Consider the following 22,286-nt stretch of genomic DNA (forward strand, 5'->3'; position numbering starts at 1 on the left):
AGCTCGGGGCGGGACCCGGGACGGGGCCGCACGCGACGACGCCCCCTCCGGCAGGCATCCGGAGGGGGCGTCGTCGCGGGTCGCTCAGGCGCGGGAGGGCGCGCCGTGGCAGACCTTGTACTTCTTGCCCGAGCCGCAGGGACAGGGCGCGTTGCGAGCCGGTTCCTTGGTGCCGGTCACGGTCGCGGTCTTGGCCGCCTTGGTCCGGCCGCTCTCCTTGGGCGAGGCGTCCAGGCCGGGGGCGGAGTAGCTGAGCTGGTCGCCGCGGTGCGGGTCGTCGAGGCCCGTGACGGAGAGCTCCGGCCCGGTGCCCGAGGCCACCGGCTCCTCCACCTCGGGTGCCGTCGGCTCGACCTCGGGCGCGGCGTGCCGCCCCCGCCGCGCGGTGGAGCTCCGGCGCGCCGCCGGGACGGGAGCGGGGGCCTCGGCGGCAGGAGCCGGGGCCTGGGCGGCGGCCGGAGCGGCCCCGTTCTCCTCGACCGGAGCGGGGGCCGGCCGGGCGGCGGCCGGCGCACCGGGAGCCGGAGCCGAGGCGGCCGGAGCCGGGGCAGAGGCCGCCGGAGCCGACGGAGCGGGAGCGACCGGCGGAGCGAAAGCGACCGGCGGAGCGGGAGCCGCCGCGGCCTGCGCCGCCCGGGCGGCGGCCGCCTGCCGGGCCAGCACCCGCGCCGTCCCCTCCTGGGCCGCCGCCAGCGCCTTGGCCTCGGCCTCGGCCTGCTTGGCCCGGGCCTCGGCGTCCTGCTGCTCCTTGGTCTTGACCTCCAGGTTGAACAGGAAGCCGACCGACTCCTCCTTGATGCCGTCGAGCATCGACATGAACATGTCGTAGCCCTCGCGCTGGTACTCCACGACCGGGTCGCGGTTGGCCATCGCGCGCAGGTGGATGCCGGCCCGCAGGTAGTCCATCTCGTAGAGGTGCTCGCGCCACTTGCGGTCGAGCACGCTGAGCAGCACCCGCCGCTCGAGCTCGCGCATGACCTGCGAGCCGAGGGCGGCCTCGCGCTCCTCGTAGGCGCGGTGGACGTCGTCGAGCAGCTCGCGCTTGAGGACGTCGGCGGAGAGCCCGGCCTGGTCGCCGTCGGCGACGCGGTCGATCAGCTCGTCGCGGTCCAGCCCCACGGGGTAGAGGGCCTTGAGGCCGGTCCACAGCTGCTCGAGGTCCCAGTCCTCGGCGTAGCCCATCTCGGTGGCGCCGTCGACGTAGGCGCTGATGACCTCGTCGACCATCGACCGGACCTGCACGTGCAGGTCCTCGCCGTCGAGCACCTTGCGCCGCTCGGCGTAGATCACGGTGCGCTGGCGGTTGAGCACCTCGTCGTACTTCAGGACGTCCTTGCGGACCTCGAAGTTCTGCTGCTCGACCTGGGTCTGCGCCGACAGGATCGCCCGGCTGACCATCTTCGACTCGATCGGCTGGTCGTCCGGCACCCGCAGCGTGGTCATCATCGACTCGAGCATCGGGCCGTTGAAGCGCCGCATGAGGTCGTCGCCCAGCGACAGGTAGAACCGCGACTCACCGGGGTCGCCCTGCCGGCCGGAGCGGCCGCGCAGCTGGTTGTCGATGCGCCGGCTCTCGTGCCGCTCGGTGCCCAGCACGTACAGGCCACCGGCCTCGGTCACCTGCTCGTGCTCGGCCCGGACCTGCTCCCTGGCCTTCTCCAGCGCGCTGTCCCAGGCCGCCTCGTACTCCTCCGGCGTCTCCGCCGGCGACAGCCCGCGGGCGCGCAGCTGCTCGTCGGCGATGAAGTCGGGGCTGCCGCCGAGCTGGATGTCGGTACCGCGGCCGGCCATGTTGGTGGCCACGGTGACCGCGCCCAGCCGCCCGGCCTGGGCCACGATGTGCGCCTCACGCGCGTGGTTCTTCGCGTTGAGCACCTCGTGCGGGATGCCGCGGCGCAGCAGCAGCGTGGAGAGGACCTCGGACTTCTCCACGCTCGCCGTGCCGACCAGGACCGGCTGCCCGGCCTCGTGCCGCTCGGCGATGTCGTCGATGACGGCGTCGAACTTGGCCTTCTCCGTCTTGTAGATGACGTCGGAGCGGTCCTCGCGGATCATCGGCCGGTTCGTCGGGATCGGCACGACGCCCAGCCCGTAGGTCTGCGAGAGCTCGGCCGCCTCGGTCTGGGCGGTGCCGGTCATCCCGGAGAGCTTCTCGTAGAGCCGGAAGTAGTTCTGCAGGGTGATCGTGGCGAGCGTCTGGTTCTCGTCCTTGATCTGCACCCGCTCCTTGGCCTCGATGGCCTGGTGCATGCCCTCGTTGTAGCGCCGGCCCGACAGCACGCGGCCGGTGAACTCGTCGACGATGAGCACCTCGCCGTTGCTGACGATGTACTGCTGGTCGCGGTGGTAGAGCTCCTTGGCCTTCAGCGCGTTGTTCAGGAAGCTGATCAGCGGGGTGTTGGCCGCCTCGTAGAGGTTCTCGATGCCGATCTGGTCCTCGACGAACTCCACGCCCTCCTCGGTGATGGCGACCGTGCGCTTGGCCTCCTCCACCTCGTAGTGGACGTCGCGCTGCATGAGCGGGGCCAGCCGCGCGAACTCGCCGTACCAGCGCTGCATCGCCGGGTCGCCGGCCGGGCCGCTGATGATCAGCGGGGTGCGGGCCTCGTCGATGAGGATCGAGTCGACCTCGTCGACGACGGCGAAGTGGTGCCCGCGCTGCACCAGGTCGGAGTTGTTCCAGGCCATGTTGTCGCGCAGGTAGTCGAAGCCGAACTCGTTGTTCGTGCCGTAGGTGATGTCGCAGGCGTACTGCTCACGGCGGTGCGCCGGGCGCTCGCCGGAGAGGATCACGCCGACCGAGAGGCCCAGGAAGCGGTGCACCCGGCCCATCCACTCGGCGTCGCGCTTGGCCAGGTAGTCATTGACCGTGACCACGTGCACGCCCCGGCCGGTGAGCGCGTTGAGGTACGCGGGCAGGACGCCGGTCAGCGTCTTGCCCTCACCGGTGCGCATCTCGGCGATGTTGCCCAGGTGCAGCGCGGCGCCGCCCATGAGCTGCACGCGGAAGTGCCGCTGGCCCAGGGTGCGGGTGGCGGCCTCGCGGACGACGGCGAAGGCCTCCGGGAGGAGGTGGTCGAGGGTCTCCCCCTCCTCCAGGCGCTCCTTGAACTCGTCGGTCTTGGCGCGCAGCTCCGCGTCGGTGAGGTCGGCGACGTCGTCCGCCAGCGACTCGACCGCATCGGCGATCTTGTTCAGTCGCCGGAGGGTCTTGCCCTCGCCGGCTCGGAGGATCCTCTGGAACACCACCCGTCCAGAGTAGGCGGCGGAGCCGGTCACCCGGGGCTGCCCACAGCGACCCGCCGTGGGCAGCCGGGCCCTCAGCGGCGGACCAGTCGCTTCGTCCCCGCGTCGAGCACGATCTCCCGGCCTCCCTCCCGGATCCCCTCGAGCACCGCCTCGACCACCTCCGACCGGTCGTGTCCCCGGGGCAGGCGCGGCGGGTCCCCGGCGAGGGCACGGTCGACCAGGCCGGTGTCCATGTGCGGCGGCTTGACGTCGAGCACGGTGATCGACCGGGGTCGCAGCTCGCGGCGCAGCACCCCGGCCCAGGCCGACAGCGCCGCCTTGCTCGCCGAGTACTCGGCCATCTGGAGGGTCGGGGCGTCGGCCACGATCGCCGAGAGCAGCACGACCGCGCCGCCGTCCGCCAGGTGCGGCAGCGCAGCGCGGACCAGGCTCATGGGCGCCAGCGTGTTGACGGCGAACAGCTCCTCGGTGACCGCGTCGTCGGCCTCGGCCGCCGGGCCGAACGCCACCACACCCCAGGCGACCACCACGACGTCGAGCCCGCCCAGTCCCTCCGCGGCCGCGTCGACCGCCCGGCGCAGCGCCTCGGCGTCGACCGCGCCGACCGCGCCGGCCGGCACTCCCCCGAGCGACTCGGCCAGCTCGCGCAGCCGCCCCTCGTCCCGCCCGGTCAGCGCCACGCGGCAGCCGGCACGGGCGAACGCACCCGCCAGCTCCCCGCCCAGCACACCGGTCGCCCCCGCCACCAGCACCCGCGCGCCCTCGAGCTCCACGGGCGCCGGATGCCCTCGTTGTGCCGACCTAACCTCGGGTCCGTGGCGTACGACCTCGACGACCTGCCGGACGGCCTGCTCGCCCTGCTCACCGAGCGGCACCTGGCCACGCTGACCACGCTGCGCGCCGACGGCAGCCCGCACGTCGTCCCGGTCGGGGTGACCTACGACGCGGCCACCCGCACCGCCCGGGTCATCACCTCGGGGACGTCGGCCAAGGCGCGGCACGTCCGCGCCGGACGTTCCCGGGTCGCGGTGTGCCAGGTCGACGGCCGCCGCTGGGTCACCCTCGAGGGGACGGCGGTGGTGCGGGACGACCCCGCCGCGGTCGCCGACGCCGAGGCCCGCTACGCCCGGCGTTATCGCACTCCACGGGAGAACCCGGCGCGGGTGGTCCTGGAGATCTCGGTCGACCGGGTGCTGGGCAACCCCTGACCATGGGCTGATGGCCCTCGACCTCACCGGAGTCGACCTGACCACCGAGGTGGTCCGCACCGCACGGCTGGTGCTGCGCCCGTTCCGCCCGGACGACGCCGACGCGGTGTTCCGCGCCTGTCTGGACCGGGAGCACCGGCGGTGGATGCCGAACCTCCCCGAGCCCTACACGCGGGCCGACGCCGAGGAGTTCGTCACCCGCTCCGCCGCCCGCGGGCGCGCCGGGGGCACCGCGCTGGACGCCGCGGTGGAGGCCGACGGCGAGTTGGTCGGCGCCTGCGGCGTGCGGCACCTGGACGCCGGCATGCTGGGGCCGGACATCGGCTACTGGACCGCGTCCTGGGCACGCGGCCGGGGCTTCGCCGCCGAGGCCGCACGCGCGCTCGCCGACTGGGCCTTCCGACACGGCGTGGCGCGGGTGCACCTGTTCACCGACGTGCAGAACGTCGCGTCGCAGGCGGTCGCGGTGCGGGCGGGGTTCGTCCGCGAGGGCGTCGTCCGTTCCTGTCTGGCCTACCAGGACGGCTCGCGCGCGGACGCGGTGCTGTTCGGACGGTTGCGGGAGGAGTGAGCGGGGCGGGGGTGCGGGGTCGCCGCACCCCCGCCCCGGCGTCAGGCCCCCGCCGCCGCGGGCTCGGCGGCCGAGGTGGACTGCCGGGCGGCACCGTCCAGCGGCGCGTCGACGAGCCGGATGAGGCCGTAGTCGTAGGCGTGCCGGCGGTACACGACCGTCGGCTGCCCGGTGTCGGCGCACAGGAAGAGGAAGAAGTCGTGGCCGACCAGCTCCATCTCGTGCAGGGCCTGGTCGACGTGCATCGGGGTGGCCGGGTGGTGCTTCTCTCGCACGATCCGGCCGGGGAGGTGCTCGTCGAGGTCGGTGACGTGCGGCCCCTCCGCGAGTTCCCGGTCGCGGTCGAGGGACTCGGCGACAGCGGTGTCGGGGGCGCCACCGCCCACCCGCACGCTGGCCGGGGTCCGTCGTCCGTGGTGGACGCGGCGGCGGTCGGCGGCCTTGCGCAACCGGTGGTCGAGCTTGCCGGCGGCCAGGTCCAGCGCCGCGTAGAAGTCCGGCGCGGCGGCCTCGGCCCGGATCACCGGCCCCTTGCCGCGGAGCGTGATCTCCACGCGCTGGCACTTGCCGGACTGGCGCGGGTTCTTCTCGTGGAAGAGCTCCACGTCGATGCGCAGGATCTTGAGTTTCCCGTCAAACCGGTCGAGACTGCCGACCTTGTCCTCGACGTGCTGTCGGTAGTGCTCGGGGACTTCGACGTTCCGGCCACGGACCACGATCTCCATGAGACCTCCCGGTCGTTCGGGTTGTGATCGAACCCACGCTAGTCCCGGTCGCCGGGTCCCGACAGTCGATCTGCCGGACCCCCGCCGACCTGCGCCGGACCCTCCGCCGGAGTGCGCCGAGGAGTGGCCGCGACGACCGCGGCCAGCACCGGAGACCCCTCCCGGCCGGCCGCGGGCGCGAGCACCCCGGCCGCCTCGGTGAGCGTCGCGCCGCTGGTCACGACGTCGTCGACGACCACGAGCACCGCGGTCGCGGGCAGCTCGGGAGAGCCGGGACGCAGCGCGAAGGTGCCGGCCAGGTTGGCCCGCCGCTGCACCGCCGAGAGGCCCGCGGAGTCGGCGGCCCGCCCGCTGCGGCGCAGCAGTCGCGCTTCCGCCGCGTCCACCCCGGCCGCCCGCAGCTCGGCGACCGCGCGGGCGGTCAGCTCGCGGACGTGGTCGCGGCCGTGGTCGCGGCCGCGGGCGCGCAGGGCGGCCGCGCTGCTGGGCACCGGGACGAGCCGCACCGGCCCAGGCCGCCCGGACAGCCCGGCCAGCACGCCGGCGACGGCCAGCGCCAGGGCGGCGCCCAGCGGGCGGGCGAGCTCGGCCCGGCCGCGTTCCTTGAAGGCGTTGACCGCCGGGCGCACCGGCCCGTCGTAGGCGCCGGCGGCCACCGTCGGCGGGAAGCCGGCGGGGAAGCGGCGCGGCTGGGCCAGGTGCGGGACGGCGAGCAGCGCGGCGCACCGCCGGCAGAGGACGGCACCCGGCACACCGCACCCGGCGCACTCGCGCGGCAGCAGCAGGTCGGCCAGCGCCGCGAGCACCCCGCCGTCCACTGCCCCAGCCTCGCGCCCCGTACCGGTCGCGCCCAGGGCGGCGGGGGATCTGTGGACGGGGAGCAGGCCTCGGCGTCTCGGTCCTGCGGCCCCCTCGCAGGGTCCTGGCCCCGTCCCGGGTCCCACCCCGAGCCTGCGAGGGGTGGGGAGGACGGGGTCCTCACTTCAGCCGGGGTAGAACGGCTCGGTGCCCGGCTGCGGCTGCGCACCGCGGACCAGGGTCACCCACGTGCCCCCGGCGACCTGCCACTCCCAGATGGTGCCGCCGGCGCTGACCAGCGGAGGACGCCCGGGTGCGGCGGCGACCTCGGTGGCCTGGCTGGGCAGCCCGGCGGTGGGCACCGGCGAGAGGTCCCAGCCGTCGACACCGACCGTGTAGGGCAGGCTGCGGTCCTCGCCGGCGTCACCGGCCAGCACCAGCAGGCTGCCGGAGGTCCGCCACGCGACGTCGACCACCTGGCCCAGCGCCGGGGCGACCTCGCGCCAGTCGCGCAGCGCCACCGGGCCGTCGGCCGAGCGCACCACGGTGCCGACGTACAGGCTCTGCCGCTGGCCGCCCTCGACCACGACGGCCGCGCGGACACCGTCGGGCGACAGCTGCAGCGCGGTGGCCCGGCCCAGGCCCGGCAGCGTGACGGCGTTGACCGCCTGCGGTGGGCCGCCCGCGGTCACCCGCACCACCGTCGAGCCGTCGCGGACCAGCCAGAACTCCTGCCGGGCGGGCGCCACCGTCGGCACGGTCAGCGAGCCGCTGGGCAGCACCGGGGTCAGGTCGCGGCCGTAGGAGCCGGTGAGCAGCACCGCCTGACCGTCCCGCTGGGTCACCCCCACCATCTGGGTCAGCTCGCCGGTACGGGGGTCGGTGGCCACCGCGGCGCTGGACAGCCCGTAGGCCCCGGTGCCGGCCGGGCCGGGAGCCGGCGCGGGGACGTCGGTCGCCGTCCACACCGCGCCGTCGACGAGGAAGTGCCCGACCGCGTCGACCGGGGCGGTTTTGGGGTCGAGGGTGGCCCAGGTGTCGACCGTCTGCATGACCGGCACGCCGTCGAGGCGCAGCGGGTCCCCGTCGACGAGGACCTCCACCGACCGCACCGAGCTCAGCTGGCCCAGCGTCCAGACCAGCTGGGCCGAGATCCCCGCGAGCCGGGTGGGCGGGGCGTCGGCGACGCCGGACAGGTCGACGGTGACCGCCTGGGCCGAGACGGTGACCGTGCTGCCCAGCGCGGCGCCCTGGAGCTCGTTGACCACGCCCGCGGCCAGCACCGCCGAGGGTCCCTCGAGCAGCCGCTCGACCAGCACCGTCGGCTGGGCCTCCCCGGTGATCAGGTACCGCGGGTCGGGGACGACGCGCTGGCCGGTCGGGTCGAGGAAGTAGAGGTCGCGCCGCTCGTAGAGCCGCTCGAAGTCCGGCTCGAGCATGAGCAGCCCGTCCGGCGGGTCGCTGATCCGCCACTCGCCGTCCACCCGCTCGAGCCGGAACTCCCGCGAGTAGACCTCCTGGCCGCCCACGGTGAACCCGCCGCGCTGGTCGATGGTGCCGACCAGCTCGCCGGTCACGACGACGGTGCCGGCGTCGGTCGTGACGGTGGCGTAGTCGGGACCGAGCAGGGTGATGCCGGCGTCGTCGGACCACGACCCCTGCGGTTCGGGAGCCAGGTGCTCGCGGGCCACGGGGTGCCCGCGCACCGTGCTGGCGGCGGCGTCGAGGAAGCCGCGGACAATCTCCTCCGGCGTGGCATCGGGCTCCGGCGACAGCGGCTCGATGCCGACCGGGGTGTCCGCACGCGGCGGCGCCTGGGTGATCTGCACGGGCGCCGAGCTCGTCGGCACCGTCGAGCAGCCGCCGAGCAGGGCCAGCAGGACGGTGGCCAGGACGACGCCACGGCGGGTCACCGGGCGCCCCCGGGACGGCGCAGGACCGCGGGCCGCAGCGGCAGCGGCGAGCTGGTGAGGTCGGTGCCGGCAGCCAGCGGCAGCGTCAGCCGGAACTGCGCGCCGGCGCCGGGCTGCCCCCACACCTGCAGCCAGCCGCGGTGCAGCCGCGCGTCCTCGAGGCTGATCGACAGCCCCAGCCCGCTGCCGCCGACGGTGCGCACCCGCGCGGGGTCGGCGCGCCAGAAGCGGTCGAACACGTGCTGCGCCTCGGCGGCGGAGAGCCCCACCCCGTGGTCGCGCACGGTGACCGCCGCCGCCGTCCGGTTGGCCGCCCAGGTGATCTCCACCGGCTTGCCGGTGCCGTGCTCGATCGCGTTGCCGACCAGGTTGCGCAGGATGCGCTCCACCCGGCGGGCGTCGACCTCGGCGATGACGTCCTGGGCGGGCCCGGACACCGTCAGCTCGCAGCCGTGCCGCTCGGCCAGCGCCGACATCCCGGCCGCCACACGGCGCACGAGCGCGCCGAGGTCGGTCGGCTCCCAGTCGAGGACGGCGGCCCCCGCGTCGTAGCGGCTGATCTCCAGCAGGTCGGTGAGCAGCGCCTCGAAGCGGTCGAGCTCGGTGTGCATCAGCTCCGCCGAGCGCGCCACGTGCGGCGGGAAGTCCGCGCGGGACTCGTAGAGCACGTCGGCGGCCATCTGCACCGTCGTCAGGGGCGTGCGCAGTTCGTGCGAGACGTCGGAGGTGAAGCGCTGCTGCAGCTGGGACAGCGACTCCAGCTGGGTGATCTGCCGCTGCAGGCTGTCGGCCATCGCGTTGAAGCTGGTTGCCAGCCGGGCGAGGTCGTCCTCGCCGCGCACGACCATCCGCTCCTCGAGCTGCCCCTCCGCCAGCCGCTGGGCGATGCCCGCGGCCCGGCGCACCGGGTCGACCACCAGCCGGGTCACGAGCAGGGCGATCCCGACGACGAAGAGGGTGAGGGCGATGCCGCTGATGACGACCGTGCTGCGGAACAACGAGAGGCTCTCGGCCTCCTGGTCGAGCGGGAAGGCGTAGTACAGCTCGATCCGCTCCGCGCTGCTCGCACCGGTCGGCACGGGGGCACCGACGAGGTAGGTGGGCCGGGCCTGCCCGCTGCCGTCGGGGACCATCGCGTACTGCGCGTACTGGCCGCCGGAGGCGACGTCGGCGCGCAGCTCGGGCGGGATCGCCGGGTAGATACCGCGCTGGCTGACCGCGGGGGCCCGCTCGGAGTCGCCGGTCCGGTAGACCATGACGACCTCGAAGTCACCGGCCGGGCTGCCACGCTCCTTGAGCTGCTTGACCGTCCGGTCCAGGGTCGCCCGCACGCTGGCGGCGTCACCTGCAGCGATGCCCGCGACCTCGTTCTGCGCGTAGACCACCCCGGTCTGCACCTGGTCGATCGCCGCCTGCTCCTTGACCGACAGCAGCTGGTCCTTGATCTGGCTGAACAGCACCAGGCTCACGATGACCACGACGGTGCCGGCCACCAGCATGGTGATGGTGCCGATCCGGACCTGCAGCGACGAGCGCCAGGCGGCCGCCGCCCGCGCGGCCTGCTGCTGTGCCAGCCGGCGCGTCCGGGTGGCCTGCCGGCTCAGCCGGCGGCGCAGCGCGCCGAGGTCGGCCGACAGCGGCCGGCGGGGCCCGTCGGCCGGGTCCGGGCCGACGGCGCCCGGGGACGACGGCGCCTCGGGCGATGCGTCGGCCGCCGGAGCCGCGGGCCGCGTCGTGCTCACGGCCGTCGTCGCGGAGCCGGGCTCACGGGAGGCAGCGGTTCGCTCCCGCCCGGCGGAGCCGGCCGGACGGCGGAGCCGCTCACGGCGGACCGGCCTTGTAGCCGACTCCTCGCACCGTCAGCACGATCTCCGGCTTCTCCGGGTCCCGCTCGATCTTCGCCCGCAGCCGCTGCACGTGGACGTTGACCAGCCGGGTGTCAGCAGCGTGCCGGTAGCCCCACACCTGCTCGAGCAGCAGCTCGCGGGTGAACACCTGGCGCGGCTTGCGGGCCAGCGCGACCAGCAGGTCGAACTCCAGCGGGGTCAGGGCGACGGGGACGCCGTCCCGGGTGACCTGGTGCGCCGGGACGTCGATCTGCACGTCGCCGATGCTCAGGCTCTCGGCCTGCCCCGTCTCGCCGCGCCGCAGCTGCGCGCGCACCCGCGCGACCAACTCCACCGGTTTGAACGGCTTGGTGACGTAGTCGTCGGCACCGGCCTCGAGCCCCTGGACGACGTCCAGGGTGTCGCCCTTGGCGGTGAGCATGACGATCGGGACGGTCGACTGCGTGCGGATGTCCTGGCAGATCTGCAGGCCGTTGCGGCCGGGCAGCATCAGGTCCAGCAGCACGATGTCCGGGCGGGTCTGCTGGAACACGGCCACCGCGCGGTTGCCGTCGGAGACGAACGCCGGTTCGTAGCCCTCGCGCCGGAGCACGATGCCGAGCATCTCGGCGAGGGCGGCGTCGTCGTCGACGACCAGGACTCGGCCGCGGGAGGTCCCGTTCTGAGCAGCGCTGGGTGGCACGGCGACCATTCTGCGCTGCCCGGCGACGGAAGCGGGGACACCCGCCCGGAGTGCTCCGGACGGGTGTCCCCACGTGCCCCGATCGCGTGGCCCCGCGTCCTCCCCCGAGAGGTGGGGAGGAAGGGGGTCCCTCCTCAGTAGCGGTAGTGGTCGCTCTTGTACGGGCCCTCGACCGGCACCCCGATGTAGTCGGCCTGGACCTTGGTCAGCTCGGTGAGCTTCACGCCGAGGGCACCGAGGTGCAGCCGGGCCACGTGCTCGTCGAGCTTCTTCGGCAGGACCGTCACCGAGGGCTCCTGGCCCTCGTAGGCGGCCCGGTTGGTCCACAGCTCGATCTGCGCGAGCACCTGGTTGGAGAAGGAGTTGCTCATCACGAAGCTGGGGTGGCCGGTGGCGTTGCCCAGGTTCAGCAGCCGGCCCTCGGAGAGCACGATGATCGTGTGGCCGTCGGCGAAGCGCCACTCGTCCACCTGCGGCTTGATGGTCGTCCTCGTGATGCCCGGGGTGCGGGCCAGGCCGGCCATGTCGATCTCGTTGTCGAAGTGGCCGATGTTCCCGACGATCGCCTGGTGCTTGGTGCGGCCGAGCTGCTCGGCGGTGATGACGTCGCGGTTGCCGGTGGCCGTGACGATGATGTCCGCCTGGTCGATCACGTCGTCGAGCGTGGTGACCTGGTAGCCCTCCATCGCCGCCTGCAGGGCGTTGATCGGGTCGATCTCGGTGACGACGACCCGGGCGCCCTGGCCGCGCAGCGCCTCCGCGCAGCCCTTGCCGACGTCGCCGTAGCCGCAGACCACGGCGACCTTGCCACCGATCATCACGTCGGTGGCGCGGTTGAGCCCGTCGACCAGCGAGTGCCGGCAGCCGTAGAGGTTGTCGAACTTGCTCTTGGTCACCGAGTCGTTGACGTTGATCGCCGGGAACAGCAGCCGGCCGTCGCGGGCGAGCTCGTACAGGCGCATGACGCCGGTGGTGGTCTCCTCGGTGACACCGCGGATGCCCCGGCCGATGCGGGTCCAGTAGCCGGCGTCGGCGGCCAGCGTGCCGCGCAGCGCCTGGAGGATGACGCCGTACTCCTCGGAGTCGGCCTCGGTGGTGTCCGGGACGCTGCCGTCGGCCTCGAAGCGGGTGCCCAGGTGCACCAGCAGCGTGGCGTCGCCGCCGTCGTCGAGCAGCATGTTCGGCCCGACGACGGCGCCGCTCTCGTCGCGGAACTCGAACAGTCGCTGGGTGCACCACCAGTACTCCTCCAGCGTCTCGCCCTTCCAGGCGAACACCGGGACACCGGTGGGCTCCTCGGGGGTGCCGTCGCCCACGACGACCGCCGCGGCGGCGTGGTCCTGGGTGGAGAAGATGTTGCAGCTGACCCAGCGGACGTCGGCGCCGAGCGCCTTCAGCGTCTCGATGAGGACGGCGGTCTGCACCGTCATGTGCAGGGAGCCGGCGATGCGGGCGCCGGCCAGTGGCTGCTCGTCGCCGTACTCGGCGCGCAGGGCCATGAGGCCGGGCATCTCGTGCTCGGCGAGCCGGATCTCCTTGCGGCCGAAGCCGGCCAGGGAGAGGTCGGCGACCTCGAAGTCGCCGTCGGTCAGTACACGGGTGCCGGTGGTGGCGGTCATGTCGCTCCGGAGGTACGGCCCGGTCGCGTCGGCCGGGCGGTGGCTGGGTCGCTTCGATCCCCGAGACGCGGGGAGAGCGAGCATGCCGAGGCTTCGGCGGGGCTCGTGCCGTCGTCCAGGATACGCGGGCGAGCGGCTCCCTACTCGCAGCCGACCCCGTCGCCGTCCCCGTCGAAGGTGTCGCTCCAGCCCGGCTCGCCCCGCCGGATCGGGGCCGCGCCCGCCGCGCGGACCGCGTCGCAGTCGGCGTAGACGGTCCCGGCCGGTGCCGGCGCCGTCCGAGCGCCGACGTCCGGCGATGCGCCGGGCAGCGGCTCGTCCGGGCAGCCGGCGAGCACCGTGGCGGCGGCGTTGCGCTCGGCGCGGGTGACCCACAGCCCGTAGCCGGACTTCACCGCGACCTGCCGCGCGACGTAGGCGCACCGGTAGGCGGTGTTCGGTGGCAGCCAGGTGGCCGCGTCGCCGTCCCCCTTCTGCATGTTGAGCGGCCCGTCGACGGCGAGCAGGTTGAGCGGGTCGTTGGCGAACGCGGTGCGCCGGTCGGCGTCCCACCTCTGAGCGCCCTTCTGCCAGGCGTCCGAGAGCGCGACGACGTGGTCGATCTGCACGTCGTCGCTGGTGTCCTCGCCGCGGCGGAACTCGATGGTGCGACCGGAGTAGGGGTCCTCGAGGGTGCCGGAGACGACGACGCAGTCGCTGCCGGGCCGGAACTCCTCGCCGGTCAGGTCGCGGGCCAGCACGTCGTTGCGGGTGTCGCAGCCGTTGCGGTCGGTGTCGACCCAGCCGTCGCCGAACTCCTCGCGCTCGTAGCCGGTGCGCGGTGCCCGGCCGCGCACCGGCACCTCGCCGAGAGCGGCCAGGGCGGAGTCCGGCGGCGCGGTGGCGATCGCCTCCTCGGCGGCCGCGTCGTCCAGGACGCCGGTCGGTGGGCCGCCGGCCTGCCCGGTCGCGCTCAGCACGTCGCAGCCCGGGAGGCCGCCCAGCAGGACCAGGAGGGCGCTGCCGGTCAGCACGCCGCGGCGGAGCCGGGACGGGACGACGGGCGAGGAGGGGGGCACGGGCTCCTCCGACGCGGGACGGGCGGGCTCGACGCTAGGCGCTCGGCCGCGCCACGGCGGCGGTGACACGCCCGGGACTCGTGCTGCTGCCGTCCCGGGGACGTCGGCACTGGGGCCTCTCCGAGGTGCACGGCCGAACGGCGGCGGCACGGGATGGCCGTAGGCTGCCCGTGACGGGGTCCACGGTGATCCGGATCACCCCGGCCCAGACGGAGGGACATGGTCTCCGCACAGGAGCCTGCACGTCACCCGGCGGCCGCCCACGAGACGGCCGTCATCGAGGACGCGGCGCAGATCGGTGAGGGCACCCGGGTCTGGCACCACGCCCACGTCCGGGCCGGCGCGGTGATCGGGTCGGGCTGCGTCCTCGGCAAGAACGTCTTCGTCGACGCCGGCGCCGTGGTCGGCGACCGGTGCAAGATCCAGAACAACGTCTCGGTCTACAACGGCGTCACGCTGGGCTCGGACGTGTTCGTGGGACCGAGTGCCGTGTTCACCAACGACCTGCGGCCCCGCGCCTCGGCCGGCCAGTGGTCGATCACCCCGACCGTGGTGCACGACGGTGCCTCCATCGGCGCCAACGCGACCATCGTCTGCGGCGCCGTGCTCGGTCGCTGGTCGATGGTCGCCGCAGGTGCGGTGGTGACCCGGGACGTCGAACCGCACCAGCTCGTCATGGGCAATCCCGCCTGCCCCGCCGGGTGGGTGTGCGAGTGCGGCGAGGTGGTCAGCCGTGCCGTGGAGCGCCCCGGCGACCTCCGGTGCGCCGAGCACCGCGACCGGACGGCGGGTCCCCTCGGGGCGCAGGCGTGACCGAGCTCGCGAGGTCGTGCGAGAGCACGGCACCACCGGGCACGGGTCCGGCGAGCGCCGGCGAGGCGGTCCCGGTGGTCGAGCCGATCCCGATCTCCGTCGTCGCCATCGGCCCGGACGAGGAGTCGCTGGTCCTGGAGGTGCTGCGCTCGGGTCGGCTGGCCCAGGGCCCGAGAGTCGAGGAGCTCGAACGACGGTTCGCCGCCGCGCACGACGTCGAGCACGCCGTCGCCGTCAACAACGGCACCACCGCGCTGGTCGCGGCGCTCCAGGCGCTGGGGGTCGGCCCGGGTGACGAGGTGGTCACCTCACCGTTCACCTTCGTGGCGACGCTGAACGCCGTCCTCGAGTCGGGGGCCACCGCGCGCTTCGCCGACGTCACGGACGACTTCTGCCTCGACGTCGCGTGCGCGCAGGCCCTGGTCGGCGAGCGGACCCGGGTGCTCCTGCCGGTGCACCTCTACGGGTTGCCGGCGGACATGCCCCGGTTCGAGGAGCTCGCCCGGCAGCGGGGGCTGGCCGTCGTGGAGGACGCCGCGCAGGCGCACGGTGCGCGGGTCGACGGGCGTGCCGTCGGCTCCTTCGGCGTCGGGTGCTTCTCGTTCTACGCCACGAAGAACGTCATGTGCGGTGAGGGCGGGATGGTCACGACCCGGGACGCGGACGTCGCCGACCGGCTGCGCCTGCTCCGCAACCACGGCATGCGGGCGCCGTACCGGTACGAGCTGCCAGGCCACAACTACCGGCTCACCGACCTGCAGGCGGCGATCGCCCTCCCCCAGCTCGGCCGGCTCGCGACCATCAACGACGCCCGGCGCGCCAACGCGGCCCACCTCACCGAGGGCCTGCGCACCGTGCCCGGCCTGCGCCTGCCCTCCGTGCCGGCCGGGCGCGACCACGTGTTCCACCAGTACACGGTGCGGGTCACCGCGGATGCGGCGGTGGACCGCGACGGTCTGGTGGCCGCACTCGCGGACCGCGGGATCGGGGCCGGCGTCTACTACCCGGGGCTGGTGCACGACCACCCCTGCTACCGGGACCACCCGCGGGTCGTCGCCGACGAGACGCCCGTCGCGGCGCAGATGGCGGCCGAGGTCGTGTCCCTGCCGGTCCACCCGCAGTTGAGTCGGGCCGACCTCGACCGGATCGTCGAGGCGGTCACCGAGGTGCTCAGGTGACCCGGGTGGCCGTCGTCGGCGCGGGGCTCATGGGGGCCAACCACGCGCGGGTCCTGCGCCGGCTGCCCGAGGCGGAGGTCACGCTGGTCGTCGACCCGGACGGGCAGCGCGGCCGGGCCCTGGCCGACTCCGTGGGCGCGCGGTACAGCACCGATCCCGCCGCGGTCCCCGAGCTCGCCGAGGCCGCCGTCGTCGCCGTCCCCAGCGAACAGCACGTCGACGTCGGCGTCCCGCTCCTGCGCGCCGGCGTGGACCTGCTGGTCGAGAAGCCCGTCGCCACGACGGTCGAGGACGCCGACGCCCTCATCGAGGCGGCGCGCGAGAACGACCGGATCCTGATGGTCGGCCACGTCGAGCGGTTCAACCCCGCGGTGCTCCAGCTGGACGGCATCGTCCAGGACCCGCTGCACGTGGAGCTGACCCGCATGGGCCCCTTCTCCCCGCGGGTCACCGCGGACGTCGTCCTCGACCTGATGATCCACGATCTCGAGCTCGCGCTGGCCCTGGCCGACTCCGACGTCGAGCGGGTCGAGGGGATCGGCCGGCGGGAACGGACCGACTCCCTGGACCTCGTGACCGCCCTGCTCCAGTTCCGCAACGGGGTGACCGCGACGGTGACGGCCAGCCGCGTCGGGCAGAGCAAGATCCGCCGGATCGAGCTCACCCAGCGCACCAACTTCGTCGTCCTGGACCTGGTCCGCCAGGACCTCACCATCCACCGGGTCGACCACAACGAGTTCCTCGCCGAGGGCGGTGTGCGCTACCGGCAGAGCGGGCTGGTCGAGATCCCCTTCCTCGAGCACCGCGGCGAGCCGCTGGCCCTCGAGTGGGAGCACTTCCTCGAGTGCGTCACGCACCGCCGCTCCCCACGGGTGACCGGCGTCCAGGGCCGCCGGGCCCTCGAGCTGGCCCTGGCCGTGCAACGGTCGGCCGGTCTGCCCTACCGCTGAGCCGGCGCCTGCGCGGGCCGCCGGTTCGCAGGGGACGCATGCCGGCGCCGGATCGCCAGGAGCCCCACGGCCATCTGCCGGACGTCGCGCACGGTGACGCGGCTGCGGTGCTCCCGGTGCTGGGGGGAGAGCCGGACCGGCACCTCCAGCGGCTGGACGCCCGAGCGCTCGGCGAGGAAGCACAGCTCCGTCGTCACCAGGTAACCCGGCTCGGTGAGCCGGGGACCGATCTCGCGCGCCCAGTCGCCGGCGAGGACGAACGTCCCCTGCGGGTCGAGCGTCCGCATCCCCAGGACCACTCGCCGCAGCACCCCGAACCCCGCGGTGAGGACCTGGCGCAGGAGGCCCCGGTCGACGTCCGAGTCGCGGTGCCTCTTGGACCCGATGACCACCGGGTGCACGGCGGGGTCCACGCCTTCGGCGGCGTCCAGGTCGTCGAACCCGAACGGCAGGTCGTCGGCCGTCAGGACCACCCGCGCTCCGCGGCTCGCGGCGATGCCGGCGCGGTAGGCGTTCCCCATCCCCTTCGCCGACCGGAGGAGCCGCAGTGCCACCCGGGGGTGGGACCAGGCCTGCTCGATCCGCTGCAGGAGGGCGTCGGTGCCGTCGGTGGAGCCGTTCTCGACGACGAGCACCTCGGCGTCCACGTCGGCCAGTCGGTCCGCCAGCGCGCGGAGCGTGGGCTCGATGGCGAGCGTGCTGTTGTGCGCCGGGACGACGTAGGTGAGGGCGACCGGAGCCGCTCCACCGCCCGGCGCGCCCACCGCCCCGTCCATGTCCGCTGGCTCCCGTTCCACCGTCCGTCCCGACGTCGTCCCACGGGGCAGATGCGTTCTCGCAGGGTAACGTCCCGGAAACACAGACCGCCCGCCGTCCGCTCCGGACGGCGGCCCCGGAGCCCGCGGGACGACGACTGCGCCGGCCGCCGTCCCCGTGCCCGGCGGGACCGTGGACGGCGGTGGGTGCCAGGAGGGCCACGCACCTCGACCACCACGCACCTCGACCACCACGCACCTCGACCACCACGCACCTCGACCACCACGCACCTCGACCACCACGCACCTCGGGAACCACGGAGGAGAGAGCCCTCGGTGAGCACCGTCTCGCAGCGGTCGACCGGCTCCCCGACCGACGGCCGTCGCGGGCACCGGGTACCCGAGTTCCTGGTGGTCCTCGGCGTCGGCGTGGCGGTCGCGGCGACGATGACCATCCCCTTCCTGCAACGGCACGACTTCTACTACGGCGGGGACAACCCCCAGTCCTTCGTCCCGCTGTGGCACCACTTCGGCCACCTGCTGCGGGCAGGGCAGTGGCCGACCATGGAGCCGGCCGGCTGGACCGGCGGCAACTACGCCGCCGAGGGCACGTACGCGCTGTGGAACCCGGTCCAGCTGCTGGACTACGTGCTCGTCTCCTACTTCGACGACCTGGCCACGGCCGCCGCCGTCGTGCAGATCCAGTTCCTGGCCCTGCTCGGCATGGGCGCGTACCTGCTGTTCCGCGAGTACGGCGCCGGTCGGCTCGCGTCGGTGGCCGTCGCCCTCGCCGTCCCCGCCACCGGCTTCACCCTCTACTACGAGGCCAACGGCTGGCCGGCCGGCCTCATGGCGTTCTCCTGGGTGACCTGGTTCTGGTGGGCGGCGCGCCGGCAGTCCCGCGGCCACCTCCTGCCGCTGGTGACCTTCCTCCTCGGCGCCCTGGCCATGACCACCGGCAACCCGTACGCGGCGCTGGGGATGGTCGTCGTGCTGGCCGGCATCGCCGTGGAGCTGCTGGTGCGGCGCGACTGGGGGCGACTCGTCGGCGTCGTCGTCACCGGTGCGTGCGTCGGGGCGACCGCGGCCCTCGTCTTCCTGCCACTCGTGGGCACCCTGCCGGTGACCGACCGCGAGCAGACCGCGATGCTGGCCAACGACACGTTCCTGGTCCCGCAACTGGGTGACGTCCTGGCCTCCAGCGCGCCCACGTACCTGCCCGCGATCCTGCACTTCGGCGGGGCGCTCATCGAGCAGGTCCCGTCGACCTACGCCACCTGGTTCGCCCTCCCCCTGCTGCCGTGGGTGCGCTGGGGGGCGCTGCGGCGACCGGACCGGCCGCTGACCAGCGTGGCCGTCGTCGCCGCCGTCTTCGCGGTGCTGACGTTCGGACCGTCGAACCTGTGGCTCTTCCGCTGGCCGATCCGGCTGATCGAGTACCTCTACCTGGCCCTCGGCGTCCTGCTCGCCCTGCTCCTGTCCCGCGGCCCGGCCACCGACCACGTGCGCCGACGGACGACGGCGACGGTCGCCGTCGTGGTCGTCGGGGGCTACCTGTCCTTCGCCGCCCGCCCCGAGCACCCGTGGCTGCACGTGCTGGCCACGGGGGGCGTGCTCGCCCTGGTCCTCCTGGCCCTGGCCGCGTCCCACCGGCGGGGACGCCTCGCCGGGGCGACGGTCCTGGTGGTCGGCACGGTCCTGGTCGTCACCGTCCAGACCCGGCAGCTGCCGTTGGGCTCCGGCGAGGCGGTGGACCAGGCGCAGTTGCCGAGCTCGATCGCGCAGGTGCAGGAGGCGTCGTCCGCCTACCGCGGCACGGTGCTGCAGCTGGCCTCCCCGGGGTCGCTCCGCACGGCACCGCGCCGGTACACCGGGCACCTCCTGTTCGGCAACGAGACCCTCATGTCCGGGCACGAGTCGATCGTGCGGTACAGCGGCATGGGGTTCGAGGAGTTCGCCGACGCGCTCTGCATGGGGTACCGGGGCCAGGTGTGCCCCGAGGCGTTCGACCGCGCCTGGCGACCGGCCGTCGGCACCGGCGTGCCGCTGGTCGACCTGCTGGGTGTGGAGACCCTGGTGATCGACACCCAGGTGTTCCCCGGTCCCGCCGGTCAGCCGCCCCCGCCCGGCTGGTCCCTGGCGACCCGGGACCGGCTGCGCACCGTGTGGGTCCGCGACGAGGCCATCGGGTACGGCGGGCGCCTGTCCTGGGTGTCGCCCGGCGTGGACGTCCTGTCCGACGCCGGAACGGGAGTCGGCGAGCAGGTGCAGGTGCGGGCAGCCGACGCCGGCACGCTGGTCTTCGCCCGGCTGGCCTGGCCGGGTTACACCGCGACGCTCGACGGGGAGCCGGTCGACGTGCGAGACGGTCCTGCCGGGCTGCTGGCCGTCGACGTCCCCGCCGGCCGGCACCTCCTGGAGATCGACTTCCGGTCACCGGGCCTGGCGGAGGGGGCCGACGTCCTCGCCGCGGCGGCGCTCGTCGGCCTCGTCCAGTCGGCCGTGTGGCTCGTCGCCAGGTGGCGGTGGGGACGGCGCCCCACGGCGCCGCCGGACGACCCCCGGGCCCGCCTCGAGCCCGACGCCGGGGACGAACGGCGGGAGGACGTGGTCCCAGTGGGTACGTCCGGCCGATGACCGGCCACGACCCGGTGCCGCACCGGACGACGCCGCGCCGAGCGGGGAACGGGGGTGCCCGCACGTGACCGGGGACGTCGCCCGACCGCCGACGACGTCGGGCCCGGCCGGGACCGCGGCAGCCCGCGGTCGCCGTCCCGCGGACGTTCGGGGCGTCCTGCTCGCCTGGGCCCGGCGGCTGGTGGTCGCCACGGTCATCGGCCTCGCCGTGCTCCAGGTGGTCCGCGAGTGGGACGAGGTGTCCGCGACGCTGCGCCAGCTCCCGTGGCCCCACGTGCTGCTCGCCCTGGTGGCCGTGTCGGGCGGCGTCCTGCTCGGTGCGCTCGTCTGGCGTGCGGCCCTGGCCGCGATGGGAGCCCGGGTCGGGGTGTCCGACGCCGCCGAGATCTACCTCGTCGGCCAGCTCGGCAAGTACGTGCCCGGATCGGTCGTCGCCTTCGTGCTCCAGATGGAGCTGGCCCGAGCGGCAGGGGTCTCCCGGGCCCGCGGTCTCACCGCCTCGCTGCTCACCGCCGGGGTCGCGGTCGTGACCTCGCTGCTCGTCGGTCTCCTCGCGGTCCCGGCGCTGGCCGGCAGCGAGCCGGTGCTGCTGTGGATGTTCGCCCTGCTGCCGGTCGGGCTCGCCCTGCTGCACCCCACCGCGCTGACGTTCGTGGTCGACCGGGTGCTGGCGCTGCTGCGCCAGGCACCCCTGCCCCGGCGTCTGGCCGGCGGGGCGATCGCCCGGGCGAGCGGCCTGAGCCTGCTGGTCTACCTGCTCTACGGTCTCCACCTGTTCGTGTTCGTCGACGCACTCCCGGCCGCCGGGGCGACGGACCGGGCGCTGCTCGTCGTCCTGTGCGTGGGGACCATGGGGGTGGCGATGACCGCCGGCCTGGTCGCCTTCGTGCTGCCGTCGGGCATCGGGGCACGTGAGCTCGTCATCGTGGGGGCGCTGGCCGCGGTGCTGCCCTACGGGCAGGCCCTGGCCCTGGCCCTCGTGTCGCGCGTGCTGTTCACCGTCGTGGAGCTGGCCTCCGCCGCCGCGGCGGTGCTCGCCGCCCGGCTCTCGGCCCGGCGCGACACCCCCGCCTGACCCGTCAGCGCAGGTTCGTCGTGCTCCGGTAGAGCAGCGCGGGCCCGCGGGCGGTGACCGGCTCCCCCGCCGGGACGAACGCCGACCTCCCCTTCTCCAGCACCAGCTCGCCGTCCGCCGCGGCCAGCACGGCGCGCCCCTCGGTGCACAGCAGCACCTGCGGGCCGGCGGTGGTCAGCGTCCCGGTCCGGTCGTCGAGCTCCACCCGGGTGAGGTCGAAGTCCTCGACCGGCACCGGGTAGCGCAGCCCGCCCGGCCCGAGCACCGGGTGGAGGACCGGGATGCGGCCGTCGGCGAAGTCCAGCACCTCGATGAGGGCCGCCAGGTCGACGTGCTTGTCGGTCAGCCCCCCGCGCAGCACGTTGTCCGAGCTGGCCATGACCTCGACCCCCGCGCCGCTGAGGTAGGCGTGCAGGTTGCCGGCCGGCAGGAACACCGCCTCGCCGGGCGCCAGCTTGAGGTGGTTGCACATCAGCGAGATGACGACGCCGGGGTCACCCGGGTAGGACTCGGCGAGCGTCGCCGCCCAGCGGTAGGTGTTGATGAACTCCGGGTCGTGCGCGGCCACGTAGGCGGCCGCCTTGCGCGCGACCGCCTCGACCAGGGAGGTGCGGCGCCGGCCAGAGAGGGCCAGCAGCTGCGGGATGGCCGCTCGCAGGCCGCCGCGTGCCAGCGCCGCGATCGTGGGCTTGAGCTCGGGCAGCTGCAGCTTGGCCAGGCAGTGCAGCGACTCCTCGACCGGCCGGAAGCCGCAGAGGGCCTCGAAGGTGGTGAGCGCGAGCAGCAGCTCGGGCTTGTGCCACGGGTCCCTGAACGTCCGCGTCGGGTCGTCCTTGGGGATGCCCGCGGCCTCCTCGGCGGCGTAGCCGGCCGCCGCCTGCTCCATCGTGGGGTGCGCCTGCAGCGACAGCGGCCGGTCGGCGGCCAGCACCTTCATGAGGAACGGCAGCCGCGGACCGAAGCGCGACACGACCGCGGCACCGAGCAGCCGCTCGGGCTCCTCGGCGATGGCCCGGTCCAGCGGCCGGCCGTCGGCCAGCAGGCTCGGCTCGTCGGGGTGCGCACCCATCCACAGCTCCGCGTGCGGCTGCGGGGCCGGGCTGGGCCGCCCGAGCAGCTCGGGGATCACCGTCCGGCTCCCCCACGGGTAGAAACGGACGGCGCTGGTGAGGGGCCACATCGCCGTGGACGTTACTGGCCGGTCGCGT

General features: G+C 74.4%; 18 protein-coding genes. 7 read left to right on the forward strand and 11 right to left on the reverse strand.

The features are described 5' to 3' along the window. Positions 1–84 precede the first annotated feature (84 nt). Together secA and BLS21_RS01735 are read right to left on the reverse strand one after the other, a co-directional pair. Positions 85–3,249, reverse strand: a complete 3,165-nt coding sequence (gene secA, locus BLS21_RS01730; protein WP_091212959.1) for a preprotein translocase subunit SecA — start codon at positions 3,247–3,249, stop codon at positions 85–87. A 71-nt stretch (positions 3,250–3,320) separates the two neighbouring features. Then, positions 3,321–4,022 (reverse strand): SDR family NAD(P)-dependent oxidoreductase, encoded by a 702-nt coding sequence (locus BLS21_RS01735; RefSeq protein WP_091212961.1) that lies wholly within the window; start codon positions 4,020–4,022, stop codon positions 3,321–3,323. Positions 4,023–4,064: 42 nt separating this feature from the next. Between BLS21_RS01735 and BLS21_RS01740 the strand changes: the two genes are divergently transcribed. Next, positions 4,065–4,457, forward strand: coding sequence for a pyridoxamine 5'-phosphate oxidase family protein (locus tag BLS21_RS01740; protein ID WP_091212964.1), 393 nt, complete (start codon positions 4,065–4,067; stop codon positions 4,455–4,457). Positions 4,458–4,467: 10 nt separating this feature from the next. Next, positions 4,468–5,028 (forward strand): GNAT family N-acetyltransferase, encoded by a 561-nt coding sequence (locus tag BLS21_RS01745; RefSeq protein WP_091212967.1) that lies wholly within the window; start codon positions 4,468–4,470, stop codon positions 5,026–5,028. A 41-nt stretch (positions 5,029–5,069) separates the two neighbouring features. Here BLS21_RS01745 and hpf read toward each other — a convergent pair whose 3' ends face one another. From hpf to BLS21_RS01780, 7 genes are all read right to left on the reverse strand, one after another. Further along, positions 5,070–5,753, reverse strand: coding sequence for a ribosome hibernation-promoting factor, HPF/YfiA family (hpf, locus tag BLS21_RS01750; RefSeq protein ID WP_091212969.1), 684 nt, complete (start codon positions 5,751–5,753; stop codon positions 5,070–5,072). 38 nt (positions 5,754–5,791) lie between these two features. Next, on the reverse strand, positions 5,792–6,571 hold the full coding sequence (locus BLS21_RS01755; RefSeq protein ID WP_091212971.1) for a ComF family protein: 780 nt from the start codon (positions 6,569–6,571) through the stop codon (positions 5,792–5,794). Between the two features lie 165 nt (positions 6,572–6,736). Further along, entirely contained in the window at positions 6,737–8,464 is a 1,728-nt protein-coding gene (locus tag BLS21_RS01760; protein ID WP_091212974.1) for an LpqB family beta-propeller domain-containing protein, read from the reverse strand. After that, positions 8,461–10,206 carry an MtrAB system histidine kinase MtrB gene (gene mtrB / locus BLS21_RS01765; RefSeq protein ID WP_091212977.1) on the reverse strand — a complete coding sequence of 582 codons (1,746 nt, stop codon included), beginning with the start codon at positions 10,204–10,206 and terminating at the stop codon, positions 8,461–8,463. Before mtrB ends, BLS21_RS01760 begins: the two co-directional genes overlap by 4 nt. 79 nt (positions 10,207–10,285) lie before the next feature. Next, entirely contained in the window at positions 10,286–10,993 is a 708-nt protein-coding gene (mtrA, locus tag BLS21_RS01770) for an MtrAB system response regulator MtrA (RefSeq protein ID WP_281241889.1), read from the reverse strand. Between the two features lie 134 nt (positions 10,994–11,127). Beyond that, positions 11,128–12,612, reverse strand: coding sequence for an adenosylhomocysteinase (gene ahcY / locus BLS21_RS01775; RefSeq protein ID WP_091212981.1), 1,485 nt, complete (start codon positions 12,610–12,612; stop codon positions 11,128–11,130). Between the two features lie 140 nt (positions 12,613–12,752). Next, a complete protein-coding gene (locus tag BLS21_RS01780) occupies positions 12,753–13,670 on the reverse strand; it encodes a GmrSD restriction endonuclease domain-containing protein (RefSeq protein ID WP_217635935.1) in 918 nt (305 codons plus the stop codon). A 219-nt stretch (positions 13,671–13,889) separates the two neighbouring features. Here BLS21_RS01780 and BLS21_RS01785 point away from each other — a divergent pair, with 219 nt between their 5' ends. The 3 genes from BLS21_RS01785 (at position 13,890) to BLS21_RS01795 (ending at position 16,611) form a co-directional block, all read left to right on the forward strand. Further along, positions 13,890–14,483, forward strand: coding sequence for an acyltransferase (locus tag BLS21_RS01785; protein WP_091212984.1), 594 nt, complete (start codon positions 13,890–13,892; stop codon positions 14,481–14,483). Positions 14,484–14,557: 74 nt separating this feature from the next. Further along, positions 14,558–15,661 (forward strand): DegT/DnrJ/EryC1/StrS family aminotransferase, encoded by a 1,104-nt coding sequence (locus BLS21_RS01790; RefSeq protein WP_091213767.1) that lies wholly within the window; start codon positions 14,558–14,560, stop codon positions 15,659–15,661. Beyond that, positions 15,658–16,611 carry a Gfo/Idh/MocA family protein gene (locus tag BLS21_RS01795; protein ID WP_091212986.1) on the forward strand — a complete coding sequence of 318 codons (954 nt, stop codon included), beginning with the start codon at positions 15,658–15,660 and terminating at the stop codon, positions 16,609–16,611. The genes BLS21_RS01790 and BLS21_RS01795 overlap by 4 nt, the downstream gene beginning before the upstream one ends. On the opposite strand, the gene BLS21_RS01800 is transcribed toward BLS21_RS01795, so the two are convergent. Next, positions 16,602–17,387: a glycosyltransferase gene (locus BLS21_RS01800; protein ID WP_091212989.1), complete on the reverse strand. Its 786-nt coding sequence runs from the start codon at positions 17,385–17,387 to the stop codon at positions 16,602–16,604. The two genes, BLS21_RS01795 and BLS21_RS01800, sit on opposite strands and share 10 nt — an antisense overlap. A 315-nt stretch (positions 17,388–17,702) precedes the next feature. Here BLS21_RS01800 and BLS21_RS24910 point away from each other — a divergent pair, with 315 nt between their 5' ends. Both BLS21_RS24910 and BLS21_RS01805 read left to right on the forward strand, forming a co-directional pair. Next, positions 17,703–20,003: a glycosyltransferase family protein gene (locus BLS21_RS24910; protein WP_175479360.1), complete on the forward strand. Its 2,301-nt coding sequence runs from the start codon at positions 17,703–17,705 to the stop codon at positions 20,001–20,003. Positions 20,004–20,067: 64 nt separating this feature from the next. Next, positions 20,068–21,078: a lysylphosphatidylglycerol synthase domain-containing protein gene (locus tag BLS21_RS01805; RefSeq protein WP_175479361.1), complete on the forward strand. Its 1,011-nt coding sequence runs from the start codon at positions 20,068–20,070 to the stop codon at positions 21,076–21,078. A 4-nt stretch (positions 21,079–21,082) separates the two neighbouring features. On the opposite strand, the gene manA is transcribed toward BLS21_RS01805, so the two are convergent. Further along, positions 21,083–22,258 (reverse strand): mannose-6-phosphate isomerase, class I, encoded by a 1,176-nt coding sequence (gene manA / locus BLS21_RS01810; RefSeq protein WP_091212994.1) that lies wholly within the window; start codon positions 22,256–22,258, stop codon positions 21,083–21,085. Between the last annotated feature and the right edge of the window lie 28 nt (positions 22,259–22,286).

Source organism: Geodermatophilus siccatus, from assembly GCF_900103785.1.
Classification (GTDB): domain Bacteria; phylum Actinomycetota; class Actinomycetes; order Mycobacteriales; family Geodermatophilaceae; genus Geodermatophilus; species Geodermatophilus siccatus.

What these genes read in the sequence shown, in the direction of transcription:
- hpf (WP_091212969.1), bottom strand. Translation starts at nt 5,753, where the DNA reads ATGGAGATCGTGGTCCGTGGCCGGAACGTCGAAGTCCCCGAGCACTAC.
- BLS21_RS01800 (WP_091212989.1), bottom strand. Translation starts at nt 17,387, where the DNA reads ATGGACGGGGCGGTGGGCGCGCCGGGCGGTGGAGCGGCTCCGGTCGCC.
- BLS21_RS01745 (WP_091212967.1), top strand. Translation starts at nt 4,468, where the DNA reads ATGGCCCTCGACCTCACCGGAGTCGACCTGACCACCGAGGTGGTCCGC.
- ahcY (WP_091212981.1), bottom strand. Translation starts at nt 12,612, where the DNA reads ATGACCGCCACCACCGGCACCCGTGTACTGACCGACGGCGACTTCGAG.
- BLS21_RS01785 (WP_091212984.1), top strand. Translation starts at nt 13,890, where the DNA reads ATGGTCTCCGCACAGGAGCCTGCACGTCACCCGGCGGCCGCCCACGAG.
- manA (WP_091212994.1), bottom strand. Translation starts at nt 22,258, where the DNA reads ATGTGGCCCCTCACCAGCGCCGTCCGTTTCTACCCGTGGGGGAGCCGG.